Consider the following 20,972-nt stretch of genomic DNA (forward strand, 5'->3'; position numbering starts at 1 on the left):
CTTGGAGTGATCTTGGGATGGCCGCGGGCACGACATCGGCGGCTTTGCAGGTTTCGTCACCGGTCGGCATCGTCGCCGGCGGCGGTGCCATGCCGTTCGCGGTCGCCGAGTCGCTCGCCGCGCACGGCATCACGCCGGTGCTGTTTCCGCTGCGCGGGGCCTGCGATCCCCAGCGAGTGGAGAAGTTCCGGCATCGCTGGATCTCCGTCGGCCAGCTCGGACGCGCGATGCGGCTGTTCCGCGAGGAGGGCTGCCGCGACCTGATCTTCATCGGCACGTTGGTGCGGCCTTCGCTGTCCGAGATCCGGTTCGACTTCACGACGCTGCGCCTGCTCGGCAATGTCATCCGCGCCTTCCGCGGCGGCGACGATCATCTGCTGTCGGGTGTGGGCCGCATCCTCGAGCAGGACGGCTTCCGGATGGTCGGCATCAAGGACGTTGCGCCGGATCTCCTGATGCCCGAGGGCTGCATCAGCCGCGCCTGGCCGAGCGATGCCAGCAAGGCCGACATCGCGCGCGGCCGGGCGGTGCTGACCGCACTCGGCCCGTTCGACATCGGCCAGGCCGTGGTCGTGATCGACGGTCATGTGGTGGCGGTCGAGGACATCGAGGGCACCGACGCGCTGCTCGCCCGCGTCGCGCGGCTGCGCGAGGAGGGCCGCATCCGCGCCGCCACCGGACGCGGCGTGCTGGTGAAGGCGCCGAAGAGCGGCCAGGACCTGCGCTTCGACCTGCCGACGATCGGTCCGCGCACCATCGAGGGCGTCGCGGCTGCCGGCCTTGCCGGCATCGCCGTCATCGCGGGCAACACCATCGCCGCCGAGCCGCAGGCCATGATCGCGCTTGCCGATGCCAAATATCTCTTCGTCATCGGCCTGCCCGCGTGATGTCGCGTGATCCCAAGCGCAAGATCTTCCTGATCGCGACGGAGGAATCCGGCGACAGGCTCGGCAGCGCCTTGATGAAGGTGCTGCGCCAGCGCCTTGGCGACGGCGTGCAGTTCGTCGGCGTCGGCGGCCGCACCATGGCGCGCGAGGGCCTGGAATCGCTGTTTCCGATTGAGGAGCTCTCGATCGTCGGGTTTGCCGCGGTGGTGCAGCAATTGCCGAAGATCCTGCGGCTGATCCGGCAGACCGCCGACGCAGTGACCGAGGCCGCGCCCGACGTGCTCGTCATCATCGACAGCCCCGACTTCACCCATCGCGTCGCCCGCCGCGTGCGCGCGCGCAATCCCGCGATCCCGATCGTCGACTACGTCTCGCCGCAGCTCTGGGCATGGCGGCCAGGACGGGCGCGGACCATGCTCGGCTATGTCGACCACGTGCTCGGCCTGCTGCCGTTCGAGCCCGAGGAATACCGCAAGCTCGGCGGCCCGCCCTGCAGCTATGTCGGCCATCCCCTGATTGAGCAATTGGGCTCGCTGCGGCCGAGTGCGGAGGAGCAGGCGCGCCGCGACAGTGAGCCGCCGGTGCTGCTGGTGCTGCCCGGCAGCCGCCGCAGCGAGGTCAGGCATCATCTCGACGTGTTCGGCGCAACGCTCGGTCGCTTAAGGGGTGAGGGCTGTGCGTTCGAACTGATGCTGCCGACCATGCCGCATCTCGAAGCCACCATCCGCGAAGGCATCGCGAGCTGGCCGGTCAAGCCTCAGATCGTGATCGGCGAGAACGAGCGGCGTGCGGCCTTCCGCATCGCTCACGCCGCGCTGGCGAAATCCGGCACGGTGACGCTCGAGCTCGCGCTGTCGGGCATTCCGATGGTGACGGCCTATCGCGTCGGCGCAATCGAGGCGTTCATCCTGCGACGCGCGATCCGTGTCTCCTCGGTGATCCTTGCCAATCTCGTGATCGGCAAGGATGTCATTCCCGAGTATTTGCAGGAGGAATGCACGCCGGAGAAGCTGGCGCCGGCGCTTCGGGACGTGCTGACGGAGTCTCCGCTGCGCCGGCAGCAGGTCGAGGCCTTCGCCAGGCTCGATCAGATCATGTCGACCGGCAACACATCGCCGAGCGTGCTCGCCGCCGACATCGTGCTCGCAACGATGCGCCAGGGTCGGCGAACGAGCCAGGGTGTTTCATAGAAGTCTGCTTGAGCCGCCCCCTCCAAAGCGTGAGCTGCCCTCCAAAGAGCAGACGCCAAGAAACGCAACAGCGAAGGCGTGAGTTACGCTAAAGCGACGTGGATCACTTCTGTTGCGAAGGCAGACTAAAGTGAAACGCCGCCCCCTGTGGTTCATTGGCACCAGTCCAAAGTCGTCCTCCGTGCGCCTCGATGATCGATTGGCAAATCGACAAGCCCATGCCGGTTCCGTCCGGCTTGGTGGTGTAGAAGGGCTCGAACAGGCGGTCAACGATTGCGACGTCAAGTCCAGGTCCGGTATCCCGTACGGCGACAACAACGAGATTTGAAGCATCTGCAGCCGTGCTGATCCGCAGCTCTCGTCCGCCAACGTCGACACAGTTCATTGCCTCGATCGCGTTGAGGATCAAATTGAGAACCACCTGTTGCAGCTGAACGCGATAGCCCTTCACGAGCGGCAAGCCCGGAGCGAGGTCGGTCTGGATCGAGACATCATGTTTGAGCAGCTCGCTACGGGCGATGGTGATCACGTCCAGGATTGCACCATTGACATCGACGCTCTCCTTCGGCGCCGGAGCTTTCTTGATCAAGGAACGGATCCAACTGATGATCTCGCCGCCTCGCTTGGCTTCTGTGACGATGGATACGAGCGCCTGCTGTGCCTTTTCGAAATTCGGAGATTGTGTTCCTAGCCAGTTCAGTGCGGCCTCTGCGTTGCAGAGCACCGCGGTGATTGGTTGGCTTAGTTCGTGTGTCACCGAAGCCGTGACCTGGCCCATTGCCGCCGCGCGATTGGCGTGTGTTAGTTCAGCTTGCATCTCGCGGAACGTCTCGGCGGTTCGCTTGCGTTCGGTGATGTCGCGGCTCAGACAAATGATTCGTGACTGTCCGACTTCGCAGAACTCGCGCATACGAACTTCGACGGGAAACACAGTGCCATCCTTTCGGCAATAGCGCCTCTCGAGCGTAGCGATGCCGCCGGCCTTGAGACGCTCGCGGTTGCGACGCCAAGTCGCTTCATCCATCTCCAGATCGAACAAGGCCGCAGTTGCCCCAACCAGTTCGGTCCGGCTGTAGCCGAGACTTTCGCAGGCATTCCGATTCACATCGAGAACGTGACCATCTTCACTGTGCAGCATGAACGTATCGGTCGCGTGGTCCACGAAGGTACGGAAACGGGCCTCGCTCTCGATCAGCGCCTGTTCGGCGCGCTTGCGCTCCGTGATGTGGCGCCCCACACCTCGGTAACCCACGAAGTTCCCTGTCTTGTCAAAGATGGGCAGCCCAGAGACGGAAATATAGCGCTTGCCGCCGTCGGGCATCGGCCGCGCGAGCTCGAAATCCCGAAACGGGAGGTGAGCGTCGAGTATCTCCCGGTGTTTGCGCCAGCCATCTGCGTCAGGTTCGAGATACGGGACCTCCCATCGTGTCCTGCCGATCTCGGAGACCGGCGGCTCGGGAAGCGTCTCGGCGAACTCCTGGCGGATGAAGCGATGCTCCGCGTCCGTTTCCCAGTACACATCGAAGGAGAATTGCACCAGCGTGCGAAAGCGCTCCTCGCTCTCGCGCAGTGCCTCCTCGGGGCGCTTGCACTCATTCGAATCGAGGGCGACCGACGGCACTTCAATCGCATGTTGCATGATCATCTCTTGCTCACGCGTGATGGATCAATCGACAGATTTCTCGTGCCGGATCGCGTCCCCCCGGAGCCGATCAAGATCGATCGGGAATATGCCGTTGGCGACTATACTCCCGTATACAGAGCTTCTCTATAGCGACGTGGCTGTGACGACCCCGAGCCGAAACAACGCGAGCTAAAACCCGGTTCCATCAACGTATGCGTGTGAGGTGGGCCCTGTTTCTGTCTCGCGGGTGGCCGACGCTCATTTGCAAAGTAACGACGCGGCCGACATGGACGGGAGGGCAAGGACGTTCGTGGTGAGCTCTTAACCAGTGTTTCTGACCGCCTCAGCCAGAATGGCGTAAAGCTGCTGCCGGCTGAATTCTTTTGGCAGCTCCCTCTCTGCTGTACTCGGCGACACCCTCCGCGCGATGGGACGGGCGCAAGCGGCCGACGACGGCCTCAGCTTCGGGGCCGGCCTTATCTGGGGCTGCGCTGTGGGCGGCTTGTGGCCGCGCTTCAGGCCCAGACGGTTCAGCATACCGCATACCGCGTTACGACTGCAGCCGAGATGGCGCGCAATCTGCGCCGCGCTCTGCCCCGCGGACCAGAGCCTTTTGAGAAGCGCTATGTCTTTCGCATCCCAGCCCATGAGAGATAGTATAACGGCGACTGCCAGACACCGGCTAGTCTAGTCTTCGTCCGGCTCGCGCACGACCGCCGGTTCGTCGGCATCATCTTGCTCATCCTCGTCTTCGTCCTCCTCGTCTTCATCCTCCTCGTCTTCATCGGGATCCCTGGGTGGCATCACGATGCGCATCCGCATGAGCAGTTTCCTGGCTGTGGTGGAAAATGCTTCGGAGGTGTGTTGCTTCATGGCATTGTGCTCCTCGAAAATTAGCGCAGTCGCCAGATTCTTGGCCGGCATATGCCGGTGCCGGGGCGCGACCGCCGCAAACGCGATGCAGGTCGGGTAGACTGCACGATCAGCGGGCGGCGGGCCATGCAACAGGCAGCGTTTTCGGCTACTTGATGCCCGAAGACCCATTGGGCTCTAAGTTCACCAAAACCTCGCCGGCAGCGATTTCAGGAACTCCAAGATCGAGGTCGGGTAGACTGGCTTGAACAAATGCCAGTATCTTGGCGTTCGCTGCGTTGGCGCTTTCGCGGTCGTCAAATATCATCACCGCGATACCGACACCGTCGCCCGCATCCAGCACATGGTAAGATTTGAATCCCCGCGATTGTCTTAGGATCTCACCGACGCCGCTCTTGGCGCGACGAGCGGCGTCGGCGACCGAACGAACCTTACTGTACTTGCGAATGACCATGTACATGGGGCCACCACGCGCCATACGCTCCTTCGCATCAAAGCATTTCGGTCCCGCTCGGACTAGTGCCAACTTCCGGGATGGGCCACAGCGTCCGGCTGGCGGACCGCAACGCGCCTGTCCAATGAGCCGTCCTCGCCCGAAGCGGCGAGGTGCTGAGGCTCAGGAGCCCTCGAACTTGAACGACACGTTGAGCTTGGCGCGATAGGCCTCAACTTTTCCCTTGTCATCCAGTTGCATATCGAGCTTGACGACCTCTGCAATGCGGAGATCTCGGAGAGATTTAGCAGCTTGCTCGACTGCGTTAGCGGCCGCCTTCTCCCATGAGTCGCTGCTGGTACCGACCAGTTCAATGACCTTGTAGACGCTATCGGGCATGTTCGTCCTCCCAATCGCTAGGAGCAGGAAGTCTAGCACTGGGATCTCGACGCTGATACATCTCGGGATGCCGCGGAAAGGGTCCGATTGGCTGTCACTTTCCTGTTCGACCCAAAAGAAGAACTCGGGTCGTCCTGTCGGAAATTATGTTCGCATTTTCAGCCCGAACGAACGCGGACAGGTATCTTCTTCGCGCTCTCCGGCTTCCGAGTATAATTTTGCGCGCCTAAGTCGTCATTGCCGCCAAGGTTCCGATCCATGAAGCGATGGCACCGCGTAAGCGTCAGCAGCTTGGTGATTGCCCTGAGTCTGGTGTGTGCCGGGGCCCTGGTGGTCAATCAATCGCACGTGCCATCGGAAGCCATAGCGTCATCGGTCACACGTACTCCGGAGCTTATTGAGCGTGCGTGGCACCTGCCCGTGGCAGCAACATTTGAACGACACGTTGATTGGCAGTCAAATGGCTCTCGCTGCGGACCTGCCGCTGTTGCAAACGCGTATCGGTCCCTTGGCGAGGCGGCAAGGACGGAAGGCAAGGTGTTGGCCGGGACGTGGAATTGCTGGACAGGCGTATGCATCATGGGGCTCACGCTTGACGAACTGGCCAACGTCGCCCAGTCCAACACCAGCCGGAAAGTTACTGTCTTGCGTGATCTCAGCGAAAACCAGTTTCTGGAGCATCTCCGTCGCTCCAACGATCCGCGGCGACGCTACATCGTGAATTTCGATCGCGCTCATATTTTTGGTGCTGGTAGTGGACACCATTCCCCAATTGGAGGCTATTTCGAAGCCGAAGACCTCGTTTTCGTGCTCGATGTCAATTTCGATTTCCAGCCGTGGCTAGTCGAACGGAAGCGGCTGTTCGACGCTGTAAATACGTTTGACGGCGATAAGAAGAGGGGACTGCTGTTCATAGAGTGACATCCCGCTCCATGTCGCCTCGTGACCCTTAGCCGGATCATTTGAGGCAGTTGGGATGTCGTCTATCGGCGGTGGACAGAACGCGGGGGGCCGTCTTGCCTCGACTGGCGCTTGTGCGCCCTATGACGGCCCGCCACTTGCCGCCGGGGTCTCGCTCCACGCGTACACTGAGCGCGACATACTGACCCCGGGAGGACATTTGGGCGGCAACCAGGCGGACGACACGCTAACTCGGGACCGCATGCGACCCGTGAATTGGCCACTTCCGGCGTCCGCGCAACTCGCCGTAGACGCAGAGCAGGCCGAGTGTTCTATTTCGGAGTTCCGGTCTGGCCACCCGAACCGGTGGTCTGCTCACTTCCCGGCCGGCCCGGAGGATGCGCCGAAGCGGCCGGCTTGTCTTGATCGGCCACGTATCCGGACTCTCCGGAGTTGCGGGTCTTGATCCCTTTGTCCGCATCGCGCTGCATCTGCTCGTTGGGCTGGCCAGCCTTGAGCTCCCGGTCCACGTCGCGCTTCATCTCCTCCTTGGTTTGCTCACTGGGTGCGGCCTTTTGCTGTTGGGCCGTTGCTTGGAAGCTCATTGCGCTTCCGGCAACTACAATCAATGCGAGAATTGCTGTTCGCATGCTTCTCCTCCACGGCTTGCTCCGGCCCCTAAACGCGCGAACCTCCCAAGGTTTCCTAGTTCCAATCACTATTGTCGAACGTCACGTAGGGCTAAGCAAAGGGCACTCGAACGGTCTTATGCGCACCGGCCTAGGCGAGTCCGCCATCAACCCTGAAACACTGGCTGGTGATGCGCTGGCTTTCGTCGGAGGCGAGGAACAGTGCCATATTGGCAATGTCTTCGGGCGTTACCGCATCGGGCACCGCCTGGCGCGAGCGTATCTCGGCGATGACCCGATCGTCCGGATACCACAGCCTGCGCTGGCGCTCGGTGATCACCATGCCCGGCGCGATCGCGTTGACGCGAATGCGGTCGGGGCCGACGGAGCGCGCCAGCGAGTTGGTGAAGCCGACGATCGCCGCTTTCGCCGCGGCATAGACCGGCAGCGCCGGCGCGCCGCGCATCCAGGCGATCGAGGACATGTTAATGATCGAGCCGCCGCCGCGCGCCTGCATCTGTGGCACCACCGCTTGCGCCGCGAAGAAGACGTGCTTGAGATTGACGCCGATCATCCAGTCGAACTCGGACGGCGTGACCTCGGCGAGAGCTTGGCGCTGATCGTTGGCGGCGTTGTTGACGAGAACGGCGGCGTCGCCAAGCGAGCGGCGGGCTTCTGCCATCGCGCTGCGCAGGGCATCGATGTCGAGGAGATCGCAGGGCACGAACAGCGGCGCAGGCCCGGACGAGGCCGCTATTTCCCGCACCAGGGCTTCGCCGGCGTCCTTATCGATGTCGAAGAAGGCGACCCGGGCGCCTTGGCCCGCGAAGGCCCGGACGAAGGCGGCGCCGATGCCGCTGGCGCCTCCGGTGATCAGCACCACGCTGCCGGCTAGGCTGGAATAGGTCGTCTTCGTCATGCGATCAGGCGCTCCGTCTCGGGGTCGAACAGGCAAATGCGGCGGGTGTCGAGCGCGAAGGCGGCGGACGCGCCGGGCGCGGGGCGGATATCCGGCGAGACTCGTGCCATCGCGGGCTCGCCGCCGAGCCGCAGGAGCACCATCGTCTCGGCACCGGTGGGCTCGACCAGCTCCACCGGCGCCTCGACGAGGACAGGCGCTTCGCTGGAAAACGTGCGGCTCCCCTCAGCGATGCATTCCGGCCTGATTCCGAACACCACCTTGCGCCCGACAAAGGGTGCTGCGGCGTCGTACCCCGTAAGGCGCAGACGAAGCTCGTCGGGCCGTCCCGCGCCGATCACGACGACCGGACCGTCATTTTCGGCCTCGAGCCGCGCCGGCATGGTGTTCATCGGCGGCGAGCCCATGAAGCGTGCGACGAACAGATTGGCGGGATAGCGGTACACGGTGTCGGGATCGGCGAATTGCTGCACGCTGCCCTGATGCATCACGGCGATCCGCGTCGCCATCGTCATCGCCTCGATCTGGTCGTGGGTGACATAGACGATGGTGGCGCCGATGCGCTGATGCAGGCGCTTGATCTCCATCCGCATCTCGACGCGCAGCTTGGCATCGAGATTGGAGAGCGGTTCGTCGAACAGGAAGAGCAGGGGATTGCGCACCAGCGCGCGTCCCATCGCCACTCGCTGGCGCTGGCCGCCGGACAATTGCGAGGGCTTGCGGCCGAGCAGCGGCTCGATCTGGAGCAGTTTTGCGACGTTGCCGACCGCAGTGTCCTGCTCGGCTTTGGGAACGTGACGGCATTCCATGCCGAAGGTGATGTTCTGGCGCACGGTCATCGAGGGATAGAGCGCGTAGGATTGGAACACCATGGCGATGTCGCGGTCCTTCGGCGCGACGTCATTGACGACGCGGCCGCCGATTTCGATCGTTCCCGCGCTCGGGCGGTCGAGCCCGGCGACGATGTTGAGCAGGGTGGACTTGCCGCAGCCGGACGGGCCGACCAGCACGGTGAACTCGCCGCTCTCGATGTCGAGCGCGATGTCCTTCAGCACCTCCAGATTGGCGTAACGCTTGGACAGGGCGCGAATGCTCAGTGCTGCCATGACAACTCCTCATTTCACGGCCCCGGCAGTCAGGCCGCGGACGAAGTACTTGCCGCCGAGCAGGTAGATCAACAGCGTGGGCAGCGCGGCGATGATCACCGCTGCGCTCTGTACGCCATGCTGCGGGATATCCGCGACGGCGGCGGACAGCGCGATAAGCGCTGCGGTGACGGGCTGCTGCTGGCCGGTGGTGAACGTCACGCCATAGAGGAACTCGTTCCAGATATGGGTGAACTGCCAGATCACCGTGACGATCAGGATGGGACCTGAGAGCGGCAGGATGATGCGCCAGAAGATGCGGAAGAAGCCGGCGCCGTCGATGCGGGCGGCCCTGATCAGTTCATGGGGAATGGCGACATAATAATTCCGGCAGAACAGCGTGGTGAATGAGAGCCCCTGAATGGTGTGAATCAGCACGAGGCCGGTCAGGGTGTTGATGAGGCCGACGTCCCGCAGCACGATGGTCCAGGGCAACAGGCGCATCTGCTGGGGGAGGAACAGGCCCAGCGTCACGATGCCGTAGATCCAGTTGTCGCCGCGAAAACGCCAGAGCGACACAGCGTAACCGGCGATTGCGCCGAGCAGGGTGGAGAAGATCGTGGCGGGAATCGTGACCAGCGCGGAGTTCAGCATGTAGGGCCGGATGCCGGCGCAGGTCTCGGCGACACAGAAGCCGCTCCAGGCTGCGGCGTAGTTGCTCCAGGCCAGATGCTGCGGCCAGCCGATCATCGATCCCTGCGCGATCTCCTCGTTGGTCCGCAGCGAGTTCAGCACCACGACCACGAGCGGCGCGAGCCAGGCCGCGGCGATCAAGAAGACGGCGAGATAGATCAGGATCCGGGTCGGTGCGAAGCTGCGGTCAGGCATGGGCGCCTCGCCGTCGCTGGATGTATCGCCACGCCGCGTAGGGCAGCAGCACCGCGAGAAGAATGAGCAACATCAGCACGGCCGCCGCCGCGCCGCGGCCGAGCAGGCTGCGCTGGAACATCAGGTCGTAGACGACGAGTGCCGGCAGCTGGGTCGCGATTCCCGGTCCGCCGTTGGTGAGCGCGCGCACGAGGTCGAAGGTCGAGATCGCGAACTGCAACTGGATCACCACGACGGTGACCGTGATCGGCCACAGCGACGGCAGGATGATACGCCGGTAGGTTCGGACCGGTCCCGCGCCGTCGATCTGCGCGGCCTTGATGATGTCGGGATCGACCGAGCGAAGGCCGGCAAGGAACAGCGCCATGGCAAAGCCGCAGGATTGCCAGATCGCGGCGATGACAATGGTCCAGATCGCCATGTCGCGGTCGATCAGCCAGTCGAACTTAAAGGAGGTCCAGCCGAGGTCGTGCACCAGCTTCTGGATCCCGAGACCGGGATTGAGCAGCCAGCTCCAGACCGTGCCGGTGACCACGAAGGACACCGCCAGGGGATAGAGGAAGATGGAGCGCAGCACGTTTTCGCCACGAATGCGCTGATCGAGCAGGATCGCGAGGATGAGGCCGGTCGCTGCGCTCAGCAGCACGAAAGCGCTGCCGAACAGCAGCAAATTGTCGAAGGCGATTTGCCAGTTGCGCGATGCCGTGACCGCCGTGTAGTTGCGCAAGCCGACCCAGCCCGCAACGGGAACGAGGGTGGACGGCGTGAACGAGATCCAGATGGTCCAGAGCGAAAACGAGACGAGGTGCGTCGCCGACAGCAGCAGCGGCACCCAGATCGTCAGATATTCGGGCAGCCGACGCACCCATTCGGGAAGCGCCGGCCGGCCCGGTCTCATCGTGGCGGCATTGCTCAACGCGCGCCCTCGACGGCCTCGGCGAGGCGGGTGGCTGCCTGCTCCGGCTTGATCGTCTTGTTCTTCACGTACTCCGTGATTACGTCGATCATCGCCGCGGTCATTCCGTTTTCCTGCGCCATGTTGTGCGCCATGCTGAGGACGGCCTGATTGCTGGCGATGGCCTCCTTCAAGGCCTTCGAGGTTGTTCGTTGCCCCTCCGACCAGCCTTCGCCTGATAGATCGACGTCAGTGCGCACGGGGATGGAGCCGGTGATCTGCGAGTACATGGTCTGGATCGCCGGATCCATGACGAGCTGAGCCATCAGGGTCTGGCCGGCTTGCAGGTCCGCCTCCTTGCGCTGCCAGAAGATGAAGGCGTCGGCATTCAACAGGAAGACCGGCTTGCCGTTGTCGCTCGGGCCTGGCGCAATCATGAAGTCCTCGAGCTTGAAGCCGGCATTGCGCAATACGCCCTGCGCCCATCCGCCCATGATCATCATGCCCATGTCGCCGTCGATGAAGCGCTTCAGGTTGGTCGAGAAATGCTGGGCGCCGACGTTGGGGTCCATCCAGTCGGCGATCTTGCGCACCTGGGCGAACGCGGCCTTGATCTCCGGACCCTCGAGGGCCTTCTTCTCGAGATTCATGATGGCCGCGCGATAGGCGAGCGGACTGATGCCCGCGAGAGCCGCCTCGAATTTCTGTCCGTCGTCCGGGCGGGTGCCGCCATTGGCGATGGGAGAAGCGACTCCGCCCGCCTTCATCTTTTCGGCGAGGTCGTTGAAGTCGGCCCAGGTGACGGGGACCTTGTCCGCCTTCGCCTTGTCCATCGCGCGCTTGGACAGGAAGAGCATGTTGGTGCTGTAGATCTGTAGCGGCAGCGCAATCCATTTGCCGCCGGGCTTGTGCAGCTTTGCAAGGTCCGGAGCGACGACCTTCTCGTAGCCGGCGGCCGCGACGAGGGCATCGAGATTTACGGTGGGCGCAATCTTCGACCAGGCCGCAATCTCGGGCCCCTTGAGCTGCGAGCAAGCCGGCGGATCGCCGGCCATGATCTGCGCGCGCAGCTTGTTCATCATCTCGGTGGTGAAGCCGGGGACGGGCGAGTGCTGCCAAACGCCGCCCTTCTCCTCGAATTTCTTGCCGAGCGCCGTAATGGCCGCCCCGTCGCTGCCCGCCGACCATTGCGAGATCGCGGTCAGTCGCGGCTTGGCCGCGCCTTGCGCGCGGGCAAGGTGCGGAAATGCGAGCGCGGCAGCAGATCCAGCGAGCAGACGACGCCTTGTTGTTGTGATCGGCATGGCAGTTCCTCCCGGTGTGAAATCTTTCGCGCTTTACAGGCCGTTTGGGCTCAGCGCATGTCAGGCCGCCTCCGTCGATGCCGCGGGCATGCCGCCACGGCTGGCGAGACAAAAGGCGGCGAAGGCGAGCGCAGCCTGCGGATCGTTGCCGGTCGACGGCGGCACGAAGGCGAGGGAGACCTGCGCCAGTTTGCGTCCGCCCAGCAGGCAGGCGTCGATGCCATCGACCAGTGCTTGCCGATCCTCTTCAGCGAGAAGCGACGGCCAGCCGCTGATCGCAACGCCGCCGCACGGCTTGACGTTCAGCGTATTGCCGATCGCAAGGCCGAGCCGGAACAGCCGACGGCGCAAATCCTGCCGCACGCGCGATGAGATCGGGACCGTGTTGACCCATTCGTTGCCGAGCTGGAGCAGCTCGGTCTCGGAAACGCCGAGAAGCGCAGCCAGCGCGGGAATCGACGTATAGGCCTCGACGCAGCCGTGATGTCCGCAGCGGCAGCGCGGTCCGTCAGGCCCGAACACCATGTGGCCGAGCTCGATTGGCTGCAGAGCATCGGTCTCGGCCGGATCATCCATCCAGGCGCCGGCGACGCCGTGGCTGACGAGCACGAACAGATGCGTGTCGTTGAACGGGTAGTTTTCCGTGCGGCAGCGGTGAAAGGTGGCATGCGCGACAACCGAATTGGTGAATTCGAGCGGCACGCCGGCGAACATCTCGCCGAACATGTCGCTGATGCGAGCGACGTCGCAGGGAATGATCGGATTGGCCGATATGCTGAGACGGCCGAGGCCGGGAATCGAGACGCCGATCTGCGAGAGGGTGATCCGGCGGCGCCGCGTCCAGTCGCGCAACAACGTCATCGCTTCGCGAAATGCCCGGCCGACGGTCTCGACGTCAGGCGTCTTCGGGAGCGGCACACGCTCGGTGTAGTGCAGCTCACCCGACAGGCCGCCGACCCCGACGCTGAGCCGCTGCGTCGTCAGCTCGAAGGCTGCCAGCGCCACCGCGTGGTCCAGCGACACGAGACCGGTCGGGCCGCCGACGTAAGGGGCAGGGCGCCGCACTTCCTCGATCAGGCCTTCGGCCTTCAGGTCAAGCAGGATGCGCGACAGGCTCGCTTCCGACAGACGCACGGCCTTGGCCAGTGGCGGACGAAACGAGCCGCCCGACTGAAGCAGATGAGTCAAAATGGCAGCGCGCGTCTGCCGCCGACTTCTCGGCTGCTCCGGCATTTCCATCCCTGTCGTCATTCTTACTTAGAGTAAGAATGCGCGCGGAGCATTTAGGCTGTCAAGGCGCTTGCCGCCGTGAGCATGGACTTGTTGTTGTGCGCGGCAGCACGAGGAAAGTGCGGGCGCAAAACAAAACGGCGCCATCTTGCGATGGCGCCGCTGCGAAAGGCGTGATGGCCTGACGTTAGCGCTTGTCGATCGGCACGTAATCGCGCTTGGCGACGCCGGTGTAGAGCTGGCGCGGGCGGCCGATCTTCTGTTGGGGATCCTCGATCATCTCGCTCCACTGGCTGATCCAGCCGACGGTGCGGGCGACCGCGAACAGCACGGTGAACATCGAGACCGGGAAGCCCATCGCCTTCAGCGTGATGCCCGAATAGAAATCAACGTTCGGGTAGAGCTTGCGGTCGATGAAGTACTGGTCGCTGAGCGCGATCTTCTCGAGCTCCATCGCCACCTTCAGCATCGGATCGTCGCCATGGCCGGTCTCCTTGAGCACGGCATGACACATCTTCTGCATGATCTTGGCGCGCGGATCGTAGTTCTTGTAGACCCGGTGGCCGAAGCCCATCAGGCGGACTTCGGAATTCTTGTCCTTCACCTTGGCGATGAACTCGGGGATCTTGTCGACCGTGCCGATCTGATAGAGCATGTTCAGCGCGGCTTCGTTGGCGCCGCCATGGGCCGGGCCCCAGAGGCAGGCGATGCCGGCCGCGATGCAGGCGAACGGGTTGGCGCCCGAGGAGCCGGCGATGCGCACCGTCGAGGTCGAGGCGTTCTGCTCGTGGTCGGCGTGCAGGATGAAGATCTTCTCCAGCGCGTCGGCGAGCACCGGGCTGACCTTGTAGTCTTCGCAAGGCACCGCGAAGCACATGTTCAGGAAGTTCTCGGCAAAGCCGAGCGAGTTCTTCGGATAAACGAAGGGCTGGCCGACGGTGTATTTGTAGGCCATCGCAGCCAGCGTCGGGATCTTCGCGATCATGCGCATGGAGGCGATCATGCGCTGCTTCGGATCGTTGATGTCGGTGCTATCGTGATAGAACGCGGCGAGGGCGCCGACGGCGGCAACCATGATCGCCATCGGATGGGCATCGCGGCGGAAGCCCTGGAAGAAGCGGGCCATCTGCTCGTGCACCATCGTGTGATGGGTCACGCGGTAGTCGAAATCCTTCTTCTGCGCGGCGGTCGGCAGGTTGCCGTAGAGCAGGAGGTAGCAGGTCTCCAGGAAGTCGCCATGCTCGGCGAGCTGCTCGATCGGGTAGCCGCGGTATTCCAGCACGCCCGCGTCGCCGTCGATATAGGTGATCTTGGACTGGCAGCTCGCGGTCGAGGTAAAGCCCGGATCGTAGGTGAACAGGCCGGACTGGCCGTAGAGCTTGCCGATATCGATGACGTCAGGCCCGACGCTGCCGCTGAGGATCGGAAGATCGAAATTCTTGTTTCCGACCGTCAGCGTCGCGGTCTTTGGGCTTTCTTTTGCGTCCATCAGAGGTCCCCGATGTGTGGTGAGACGGGCCGGAGCCGGAGACCCCCAGGGCGACCATGGGGGCAGGCCGGATGTTCCAGAATGTGGAGGAGATGGGTATATTATTGCTATGTGCGCTGCAAGATCGCCGCACGCATGGTCGACTTACGTCGTAGACTGATCCCTAAGTCGGCCGAGGCTTTCCTGGCGTCCAAGCACCTCCAAAACCTCAAATATACCAGGGGACGTCGTCCGTCCGGTGAGCGCCGCCCGAAGCGGCTGGGCGACCGCGCCGAGCTTGAGACTATTTTCCTCGGCAAAGGCGCGCAGCGCGGCCTCGGTGGTGGCGCCGCTCCACGTCTCGACTTTCTCCAGCGCGGAATGTAGCTGGCCGATCAGCTTGCGGTTCTCGGGCGTCAACAGCGCCTGCGCCTTGGGATCCGGCGCCAGCGGCCGGTCGGCGAAGATGAAATGGGCGCCGTCGATCAGCTCGATCAATGTCTTGGCGCGCTCCTTGAGCGCCGGCATGGCCTTGAGCAGCTGCGCGCGCGTGGTGTCGTTTAACTTGGCCTTGATCTCGTCGCGGCTCGGCACGACGTGGTCGAGCACGTCCTCGAACATCTTCACGAGCGATTGATCGTCGGCGTGGCGGATGTAGTGGCCGTTGAGGTTTTCCAGCTTGGCGAAATCGAAGCGGGCGGCGGCGCGGCCGACGCTGCCGAGATCGAACGCGTCGATCATCTCCTCGGTCGAGAAGATCTCCTGGTCGCCGTGGCTCCAGCCGAGCCGGACCAGGTAGTTGCGCAGCGCAGCCGGCAGGTACCCCATCGCGCGGTAGGCATCGACGCCGAGCGCGCCGTGCCGCTTGGAGAGTTTCGAGCCGTCCGGGCCGTGGATCAGCGGGATATGGGACATGCTGGGCAGCTCCCAGCCCATCGCATCGTAGATCTGCTTCTGGCGGGCGGCGTTGATCAGGTGGTCGTCGCCGCGGATCACATGGGTGACGCCCATGTCGTGGTCGTCGACCACCACGGCGAGCATGTAGGTCGGGTTGCCGTCGCCGCGCAGCAGGACGAGATCGTCGAGGTTCTCGTTCTGCCAGACCACGCGGCCCTGGACCTGGTCCTCGATCACGGTCTCGCCGGTCTGCGGCGCGCGCAGGCGGATGGTGGGCTTGACGTGGCTCGGAGCCGTGGCCGCGTCGCGGTCGCGCCACATGCCGTCATAGAGGCGGGTGCGCCCCTCGCTGCGCGCCTTCTCGCGCATGGCGGCGAGCTCTTCGGCGGTGGCGTAGCAACGGTAGGCCTTGCCATCGGCGAGCAGCTGCTCGGCGACCTCGCGGTGCCGGGCGGCGCGGGCGAACTGGTAGATGACCTCGCCGTCCCAGCCGAGCTCGAGCCACTTCAACCCGTCGAGGATGGCGCCGATCGCCGCTTCCGTGGAGCGTTCCCGGTCGGTGTCCTCAATCCGCAGCAGCATCTTGCCGCCGTGCTTCTTGGCATAGAGCCAGTTGAACAGCGCCGTGCGGGCGCCCCCGATATGGAGGAAGCCGGTCGGCGAGGGAGCGAAGCGCGTGACGACGGAATCGGACATTCTTGGCAGGGCCTATGCATTGGAGGCGGTGGTGTATAGCAGGAACGGGACATAACTAAAGGGCGACGGCGGACCCGGCAGGCCTTGCTTAAGCTCTTGTAAGCTCTTGGCGCGGCCACGCGAATTTGGCAGAAGGACCGCTGATTTCCCTACAGGATTTTCGTAATGACAGAACCGGTGGCAGCTGAGGTTGGGCGCGATTTCATTCGTGACATCATCCAGGCCGACCTCGATCAGGGCAAATACAAGGAGATCGTGACCCGGTTCCCGCCGGAGCCGAACGGCTACTTGCATATCGGCCACGCCAAGTCGATCGCACTCAACTTCGGCGTCGCCCAGGAGTTTCCGGGCCGCTGCCACCTGCGCTTCGACGACACCAACCCGGTCAAGGAAGAGCAGGAATATATCGATTCAATCCAGGCCGACGTGCGCTGGCTCGGCTTTGACTGGGGCAAGAACCTGTTCTTCGCCTCGGACTATTTCGACCGCCTGTACGAATGGGCGGAGCAGCTGATCCGCGACGGCCTCGCTTATGTCGACGACCAGACCCAGGAGGAGATCCGCCTCTCGCGCGGCACGTTGACCGAGCCCGGCAAGAATTCGCCGTTCCGCGAACGCTCCGTGGAGGAGAACCTCGACCTGTTCCGCCGCATGAAGGCGGGCGAATTCCCCAACGGCGCGCGCGTGCTGCGGGCCAAGATCGACATGGCCGCGGGCAACATCAACCTGCGCGACCCCGTGCTGTACCGCATCCTGCATGCCCACCATCCGCGCACCGGCAACGCTTGGTGCATCTATCCGAGCTACGACTATGCCCACGGCCAGTCGGACGCCATCGAAGGCATCACGCATTCGATCTGCACGCTGGAGTTCGAGGACCACCGGCCGCTCTACGACTGGTTCATCGAGAAGCTGCCGGTGCCCTCACAGCCGCACCAGTACGAATTCGCGCGGCTGAATCTCACCTATACGCTGCTGTCCAAGCGCGTGCTGACCCAGCTGGTCCGCGACGGCCATGTCGCGGGCTGGGACGATCCGCGCATGCCGACCATGGCGGGCATGCGTCGCCGCGGCGTGCCGCCGGCTGCACTTCGCGAGTTCGTCAAGCGCATCGGCGTCGCCAAAGCCAACAGCGTGGTCGATGTCGGCATGCTGGAGTTCTGCATCCGCGAGGAGCTGAACCGCACGGCGCAGCGGCGCATGGCGGTCTTGAAGCCGCTCAAGGTGGTGATCGAGAATTATCCGGAAGGGCAGACCGAGGAGCTCGAGGCGATCAATCATCCCGACGATCCCTCGGCCGGCACGCGGAAGATCACGTTCGGCCGTGAGCTCTATATCGAGCAGGACGACTTCATGGAGAACCCGCCGAAGAAGTTCTTCCGCCTGTCGCCTGGCAACGAGGTGCGGCTGCGCTATGCCTATTTCGTCAAGTGTACCGGCGTGATCAAGAACGACAAGGGTGAGGTGGTAGAGCTGCGCTGCACCTATGATCCCGCGACCAAGGGCGGCAACGCGCCCGACGGCCGCAAGGTCAAGGCGACCATGCACTGGCTGCCGGCGGCGGCCTCCAAGCCGGCGGAGATCCGCATCTACAACCAGCTGTTCGCCAATCCGAGCCCGGATGCCTCGAACTTCGCGACCGATCTCAACCCGAACTCGCTGGAGATCCTCGCCGATGCGCGGGTCGAGGCGTCCGTTGCGGAGAGCAATTCGACCGAGCCGATGCAGTTCGAGCGCCAGGGCTATTTCGTGCGTGACAAGGACTCGACGCCCGGCAAGCCGGTGTTCTCGCGCACGATCGGTCTGCGCGACACGTTCGCGAAGGAAGTCGCCAAGGGTTGAGAAGGGCTGAGCAGGACATGAGCAGCGAGGCCGACGCCATCGTTTCCGCCATCATCGCGAAATGGTGCGCCGGCTTCGCGACGCTCGATGCGGCCGCGCTGTCCTCGCTCTATGCGAAGGACGCATTCTTCTTCGGCTCCAACCCGAAGCTCTATCGCGGCCGGGACGGCGTCGCCGAATACTTCAACGGCCTGCCGCGCTGGCGCAGGCCAAGCGCCGCGTTCTCCGATGTGCACGCCGCGCAGGCCGGCCCTGATCTGATCAACATGGCCGCGACCATCACGTTCGATCTCGCGGGCGAGCGGGATGATCTCGTCGTCAAGATGAGCTGGGTCATCATCCGCGAGGACGGCGAGTGGAAGATCGTCAATCACCACGCCTCCTCGCAGGCGCCGCTGATCTAGCAACGGGCGCCAGCCCGGAGAAAAGTAGGGCGCTCTTCGCCTGTTCCCGATCCGTACCGCTATTCGTGCAGCCGCACGGTCCGGTAGCCTCCGCAGCCGTCGCGTATCGTAAGGTGCAGGGGAATGGCGGAGCCGGGCCGGCCAGGACGGTCCCAGGGAGTTGCCGGGACGTGGCCGGTCGGCCGCGCCGCCCCGGCCGGCGGCTTGGCGCCAGCGGGCCTCGGCATCTGGCCGGCGATCATCGAGACGCTGCGCCAATGGGCTCGGGGCGAGGCCGGGCCTGGCCGGCTGTTGCCGTGGGTGCCGGTCGCCTTCGGCGGCGGCATTGCGCTTTATTTCGCCGCCGATCATGAGCCGGTGCTGTGGGTGGTTGCCGCCACAGCCATCGCGCTGATGCTCGGCGCGGTGCTGCTCCGGCGGAGCCGGCTGTTTGCGCCCGCCATCATGCTCGCGGCGGTCGCGGCTGGTTTTGCCGTGGCGACCTGGAAGACCGCGCGTATCGCGCACACCGTTTTGGCAAAACCGCTCTATTCGGTGTCGCTGTCGGGCTTCGTGGAAGCGCGCGACATCCGCGAGCGCACCGATCGCTTCGTGCTGCGCGTCAGCGCGATGGAGGCGCAGCGCAGCGACGTCAAGCTCGAGCGCGTCCGCCTCTCGGTGCGCAAGGGCACGGCGCCGGAGGTCGGCAGCTTCGTGCAATTGAAGGCGCGGCTGATGCCGCCGATCTCGCCGGTGCGCCCCGGCAGCTATGATTTCTCGCGCGACATGTTCTTCCAGGGCATCGGCGCCTCCGGCTTCGTGATGGGCGCGATCACGGCGTCCACACCGCCGGATGGCGGCGGCCTGCGGCTGCGCTATGCCGCCTTCATGCAGGGCCTGCGCGACGCGATCGACGCGCGCATCCGCGCAACGCTCGAAGGCGACAACCGCGCGATCGCGACGGCGCTGCTCACGGGGCGGCGCGATGCGATCACCGCGCCCGTGAACGATGCCATGTTCGTCTCGGGACTCGGCCATGTGCTGTCGATCTCCGGCTATCACATGGCGGTCGTCGCCGGCGTCGTCTTCTTCGCGGTGCGCGCGCTGCTGGCCTTGATCCCGGGGCTGGCGGCCGGCTCTGCCATCAAGAAATGGTCGGCCGCCGCGGCGCTGGTCGCGGCCGCGTTCTACCTGTTGCTGTCGGGCGCGGAGGTTGCGACGCAAAGATCGTTCTTCATGACGGCGGTGGTGCTGATCGCAGTGATGGTCGACCGCCGCGCCATCACCTTCCGCACGCTGGCGGTTGCCGCGCTGATCGTGCTTGCGGTCGCGCCGGAGGCGTTGGTGCATCCAAGCTTCCAGATGTCGTTTGCGGCAACGCTCGGGCTGGTGGCGCTGGTGCAGATCGGCATGCCGAACCTGCTCGCCTCGCCCGATCATTCCGCGACGGGGCGGATCGCGTTGTGGGGCGGCCGGGAGATCGCGATGCTGTTCCTGGCCTCGCTGATCGCGGGGCTCGCGACCACGCCATACGCCGCCTTCCACTTCCATCGCGTGACCCCATACGGCGTGCTCGCCAATCTCGGCGCCATGCCGGTGGTCTCGGCGCTGGTGATGCCGGCCGGGCTGTTGGGGCTGCTCGCGGCGCCCTTCGGGCTCGACGGCGTGTTCTGGTGGTTGATGGGGATCGGCATCGAGTGGATGGTCCTGGTCGCGCGCTGGGTGGCGGCCCTGCCGGGCGCCGTCGGCCGCATTCCCGCCTTCGGGATCGCGCCGCTGATCGCAGCGAGCCTCGGGCTCATCGTGATGGGCCTGTTGCGCACGCCCTTGCGCTGGTCCGGCGCCCTGGTGCTGCTGGCAGCGATCCTCTGGGGACTGTCGGTGCGGCAGCCCGATATCCTGATTGCCGGGGATGGCGCGAGCGTCGCGGTCCGGGGCGGGGATGGGCGCTTGCAGGTGATCCGCGCCAGCAAGGACAGCTTCCTGCTGAAGGAGTGGTTGGCTGCCGATGCCGATCCGCGCGATGCCGGCAACGCCTCGTTGGCGAGCGGGGTGTCGTGTGACGAGTCCGGCTGCGTGGCGCCGCTCGCGGACGGACGACTGATCGCGTTGGCAACGCGTATCGACGCGCTGGCCGATGATTGCAGCCGCGCCGCGCTGGTGGTGACGGCGCGGCCTGCGCCACCCGATTGCGCGGCGATGGTGGTCGATCGGGCGCGTCTTGCCAGTCAGGGCGCACTGGCTCTGACGAGACGCGGCAAGGGCTTTTCGGTGCAGGCGGTGAGGACGAGGGGAGCAAGCCGTCCCTGGCTGCCGGCCGGCGCCGGCGAGGGGGATTTCGACGGCAGCCTCGTGCCGAAGGCGGCCGTGCCCCGCAACCGGGACGCAACGCCATCGGAGGCCGACTTGCAGGCCGACGATTGACGCGGA

The 20,972-nt window shown here is 64.4% G+C and carries 20 protein-coding genes; 6 read left to right on the forward strand and 14 right to left on the reverse strand.

Annotated features, from left to right (window positions below; translation table 11 throughout):
* Positions 1–17 precede the first annotated feature (17 nt).
* Complete coding sequence (locus I6F20_RS04510; RefSeq protein ID WP_225125201.1) at positions 18–887, forward strand: LpxI family protein; 870 nt, start codon at positions 18–20, stop codon at positions 885–887.
* A complete protein-coding gene (gene lpxB, locus I6F20_RS04515) occupies positions 887–2,077 on the forward strand; it encodes a lipid-A-disaccharide synthase (protein ID WP_109143618.1) in 1,191 nt (396 codons plus the stop codon). The genes I6F20_RS04510 and lpxB overlap by 1 nt, the downstream gene beginning before the upstream one ends.
* A 103-nt stretch (positions 2,078–2,180) precedes the next feature.
* Here lpxB and I6F20_RS04520 read toward each other — a convergent pair whose 3' ends face one another.
* From I6F20_RS04520 to I6F20_RS04540, 5 genes are all read right to left on the reverse strand, one after another.
* A complete protein-coding gene (locus I6F20_RS04520; protein ID WP_225125203.1) occupies positions 2,181–3,722 on the reverse strand; it encodes a PAS domain S-box protein in 1,542 nt (513 codons plus the stop codon).
* Positions 3,723–4,022: 300 nt separating this feature from the next.
* Positions 4,023–4,349, reverse strand: a complete 327-nt coding sequence (locus I6F20_RS04525; protein WP_036010004.1) for a GcrA family cell cycle regulator — start codon at positions 4,347–4,349, stop codon at positions 4,023–4,025.
* Between the two features lie 39 nt (positions 4,350–4,388).
* The gene (locus I6F20_RS04530) at positions 4,389–4,574 is read right to left on the reverse strand and encodes a hypothetical protein (protein WP_036025247.1); all 186 of its coding nucleotides are present in this window, start codon (positions 4,572–4,574) and stop codon (positions 4,389–4,391) included.
* 148 nt (positions 4,575–4,722) lie between these two features.
* Entirely contained in the window at positions 4,723–5,034 is a 312-nt protein-coding gene (locus tag I6F20_RS04535; RefSeq protein ID WP_057030484.1) for a hypothetical protein, read from the reverse strand.
* Between the two features lie 156 nt (positions 5,035–5,190).
* Positions 5,191–5,406: a dodecin family protein gene (locus tag I6F20_RS04540; RefSeq protein ID WP_035699963.1), complete on the reverse strand. Its 216-nt coding sequence runs from the start codon at positions 5,404–5,406 to the stop codon at positions 5,191–5,193.
* Between the two features lie 258 nt (positions 5,407–5,664).
* Here I6F20_RS04540 and I6F20_RS04545 point away from each other — a divergent pair, with 258 nt between their 5' ends.
* The gene (locus I6F20_RS04545; RefSeq protein ID WP_225125205.1) at positions 5,665–6,327 is read left to right on the forward strand and encodes a phytochelatin synthase family protein; all 663 of its coding nucleotides are present in this window, start codon (positions 5,665–5,667) and stop codon (positions 6,325–6,327) included.
* A gap of 311 nt (positions 6,328–6,638) precedes the next feature.
* Here I6F20_RS04545 and I6F20_RS04550 read toward each other — a convergent pair whose 3' ends face one another.
* From I6F20_RS04550 to gltX, 9 genes are all read right to left on the reverse strand, one after another.
* On the reverse strand, positions 6,639–6,956 hold the full coding sequence (locus I6F20_RS04550) for a hypothetical protein (RefSeq protein WP_156447357.1): 318 nt from the start codon (positions 6,954–6,956) through the stop codon (positions 6,639–6,641).
* A 130-nt stretch (positions 6,957–7,086) separates the two neighbouring features.
* A complete protein-coding gene (locus tag I6F20_RS04555) occupies positions 7,087–7,854 on the reverse strand; it encodes an SDR family NAD(P)-dependent oxidoreductase (RefSeq protein ID WP_036025234.1) in 768 nt (255 codons plus the stop codon).
* Positions 7,851–8,960, reverse strand: a complete 1,110-nt coding sequence (locus tag I6F20_RS04560) for an ABC transporter ATP-binding protein (protein ID WP_225125207.1) — start codon at positions 8,958–8,960, stop codon at positions 7,851–7,853. Before I6F20_RS04560 ends, I6F20_RS04555 begins: the two co-directional genes overlap by 4 nt.
* A gap of 9 nt (positions 8,961–8,969) precedes the next feature.
* On the reverse strand, positions 8,970–9,827 hold the full coding sequence (locus I6F20_RS04565) for a carbohydrate ABC transporter permease (protein WP_036010046.1): 858 nt from the start codon (positions 9,825–9,827) through the stop codon (positions 8,970–8,972).
* Positions 9,820–10,725 carry a carbohydrate ABC transporter permease gene (locus I6F20_RS04570; protein WP_518513045.1) on the reverse strand — a complete coding sequence of 302 codons (906 nt, stop codon included), beginning with the start codon at positions 10,723–10,725 and terminating at the stop codon, positions 9,820–9,822. Before I6F20_RS04570 ends, I6F20_RS04565 begins: the two co-directional genes overlap by 8 nt.
* Positions 10,726–10,739: 14 nt before the next feature.
* Entirely contained in the window at positions 10,740–12,026 is a 1,287-nt protein-coding gene (locus tag I6F20_RS04575) for an ABC transporter substrate-binding protein (RefSeq protein WP_036025220.1), read from the reverse strand.
* 60 nt (positions 12,027–12,086) lie between these two features.
* Positions 12,087–13,265, reverse strand: a complete 1,179-nt coding sequence (locus tag I6F20_RS04580) for an ROK family transcriptional regulator (RefSeq protein ID WP_193374984.1) — start codon at positions 13,263–13,265, stop codon at positions 12,087–12,089.
* Positions 13,266–13,443: 178 nt separating this feature from the next.
* The gene (gene gltA / locus I6F20_RS04585; protein ID WP_036009984.1) at positions 13,444–14,745 is read right to left on the reverse strand and encodes a citrate synthase; all 1,302 of its coding nucleotides are present in this window, start codon (positions 14,743–14,745) and stop codon (positions 13,444–13,446) included.
* 144 nt (positions 14,746–14,889) lie between these two features.
* Positions 14,890–16,317, reverse strand: a complete 1,428-nt coding sequence (gltX, locus tag I6F20_RS04590) for a glutamate--tRNA ligase (RefSeq protein WP_225125209.1) — start codon at positions 16,315–16,317, stop codon at positions 14,890–14,892.
* Between the two features lie 165 nt (positions 16,318–16,482).
* Here gltX and I6F20_RS04595 point away from each other — a divergent pair, with 165 nt between their 5' ends.
* The 3 genes from I6F20_RS04595 to I6F20_RS04605 all read left to right on the forward strand — a co-directional run bounded on the left by I6F20_RS04595 (position 16,483) and on the right by I6F20_RS04605 (position 20,966).
* On the forward strand, positions 16,483–18,159 hold the full coding sequence (locus tag I6F20_RS04595; RefSeq protein WP_036009979.1) for a glutamine--tRNA ligase/YqeY domain fusion protein: 1,677 nt from the start codon (positions 16,483–16,485) through the stop codon (positions 18,157–18,159).
* 17 nt (positions 18,160–18,176) lie between these two features.
* Entirely contained in the window at positions 18,177–18,563 is a 387-nt protein-coding gene (locus I6F20_RS04600; RefSeq protein WP_036009976.1) for an SgcJ/EcaC family oxidoreductase, read from the forward strand.
* A 123-nt stretch (positions 18,564–18,686) separates the two neighbouring features.
* Positions 18,687–20,966 carry a ComEC/Rec2 family competence protein gene (locus I6F20_RS04605; protein WP_225125211.1) on the forward strand — a complete coding sequence of 760 codons (2,280 nt, stop codon included), beginning with the start codon at positions 18,687–18,689 and terminating at the stop codon, positions 20,964–20,966.
* Positions 20,967–20,972: the final 6 nt, after the last annotated feature.

The organism is Bradyrhizobium sp. IC3123, assembly GCF_020193625.1.
Taxonomy (GTDB): Bacteria; Pseudomonadota; Alphaproteobacteria; order Rhizobiales; family Xanthobacteraceae; genus Bradyrhizobium; species Bradyrhizobium yuanmingense.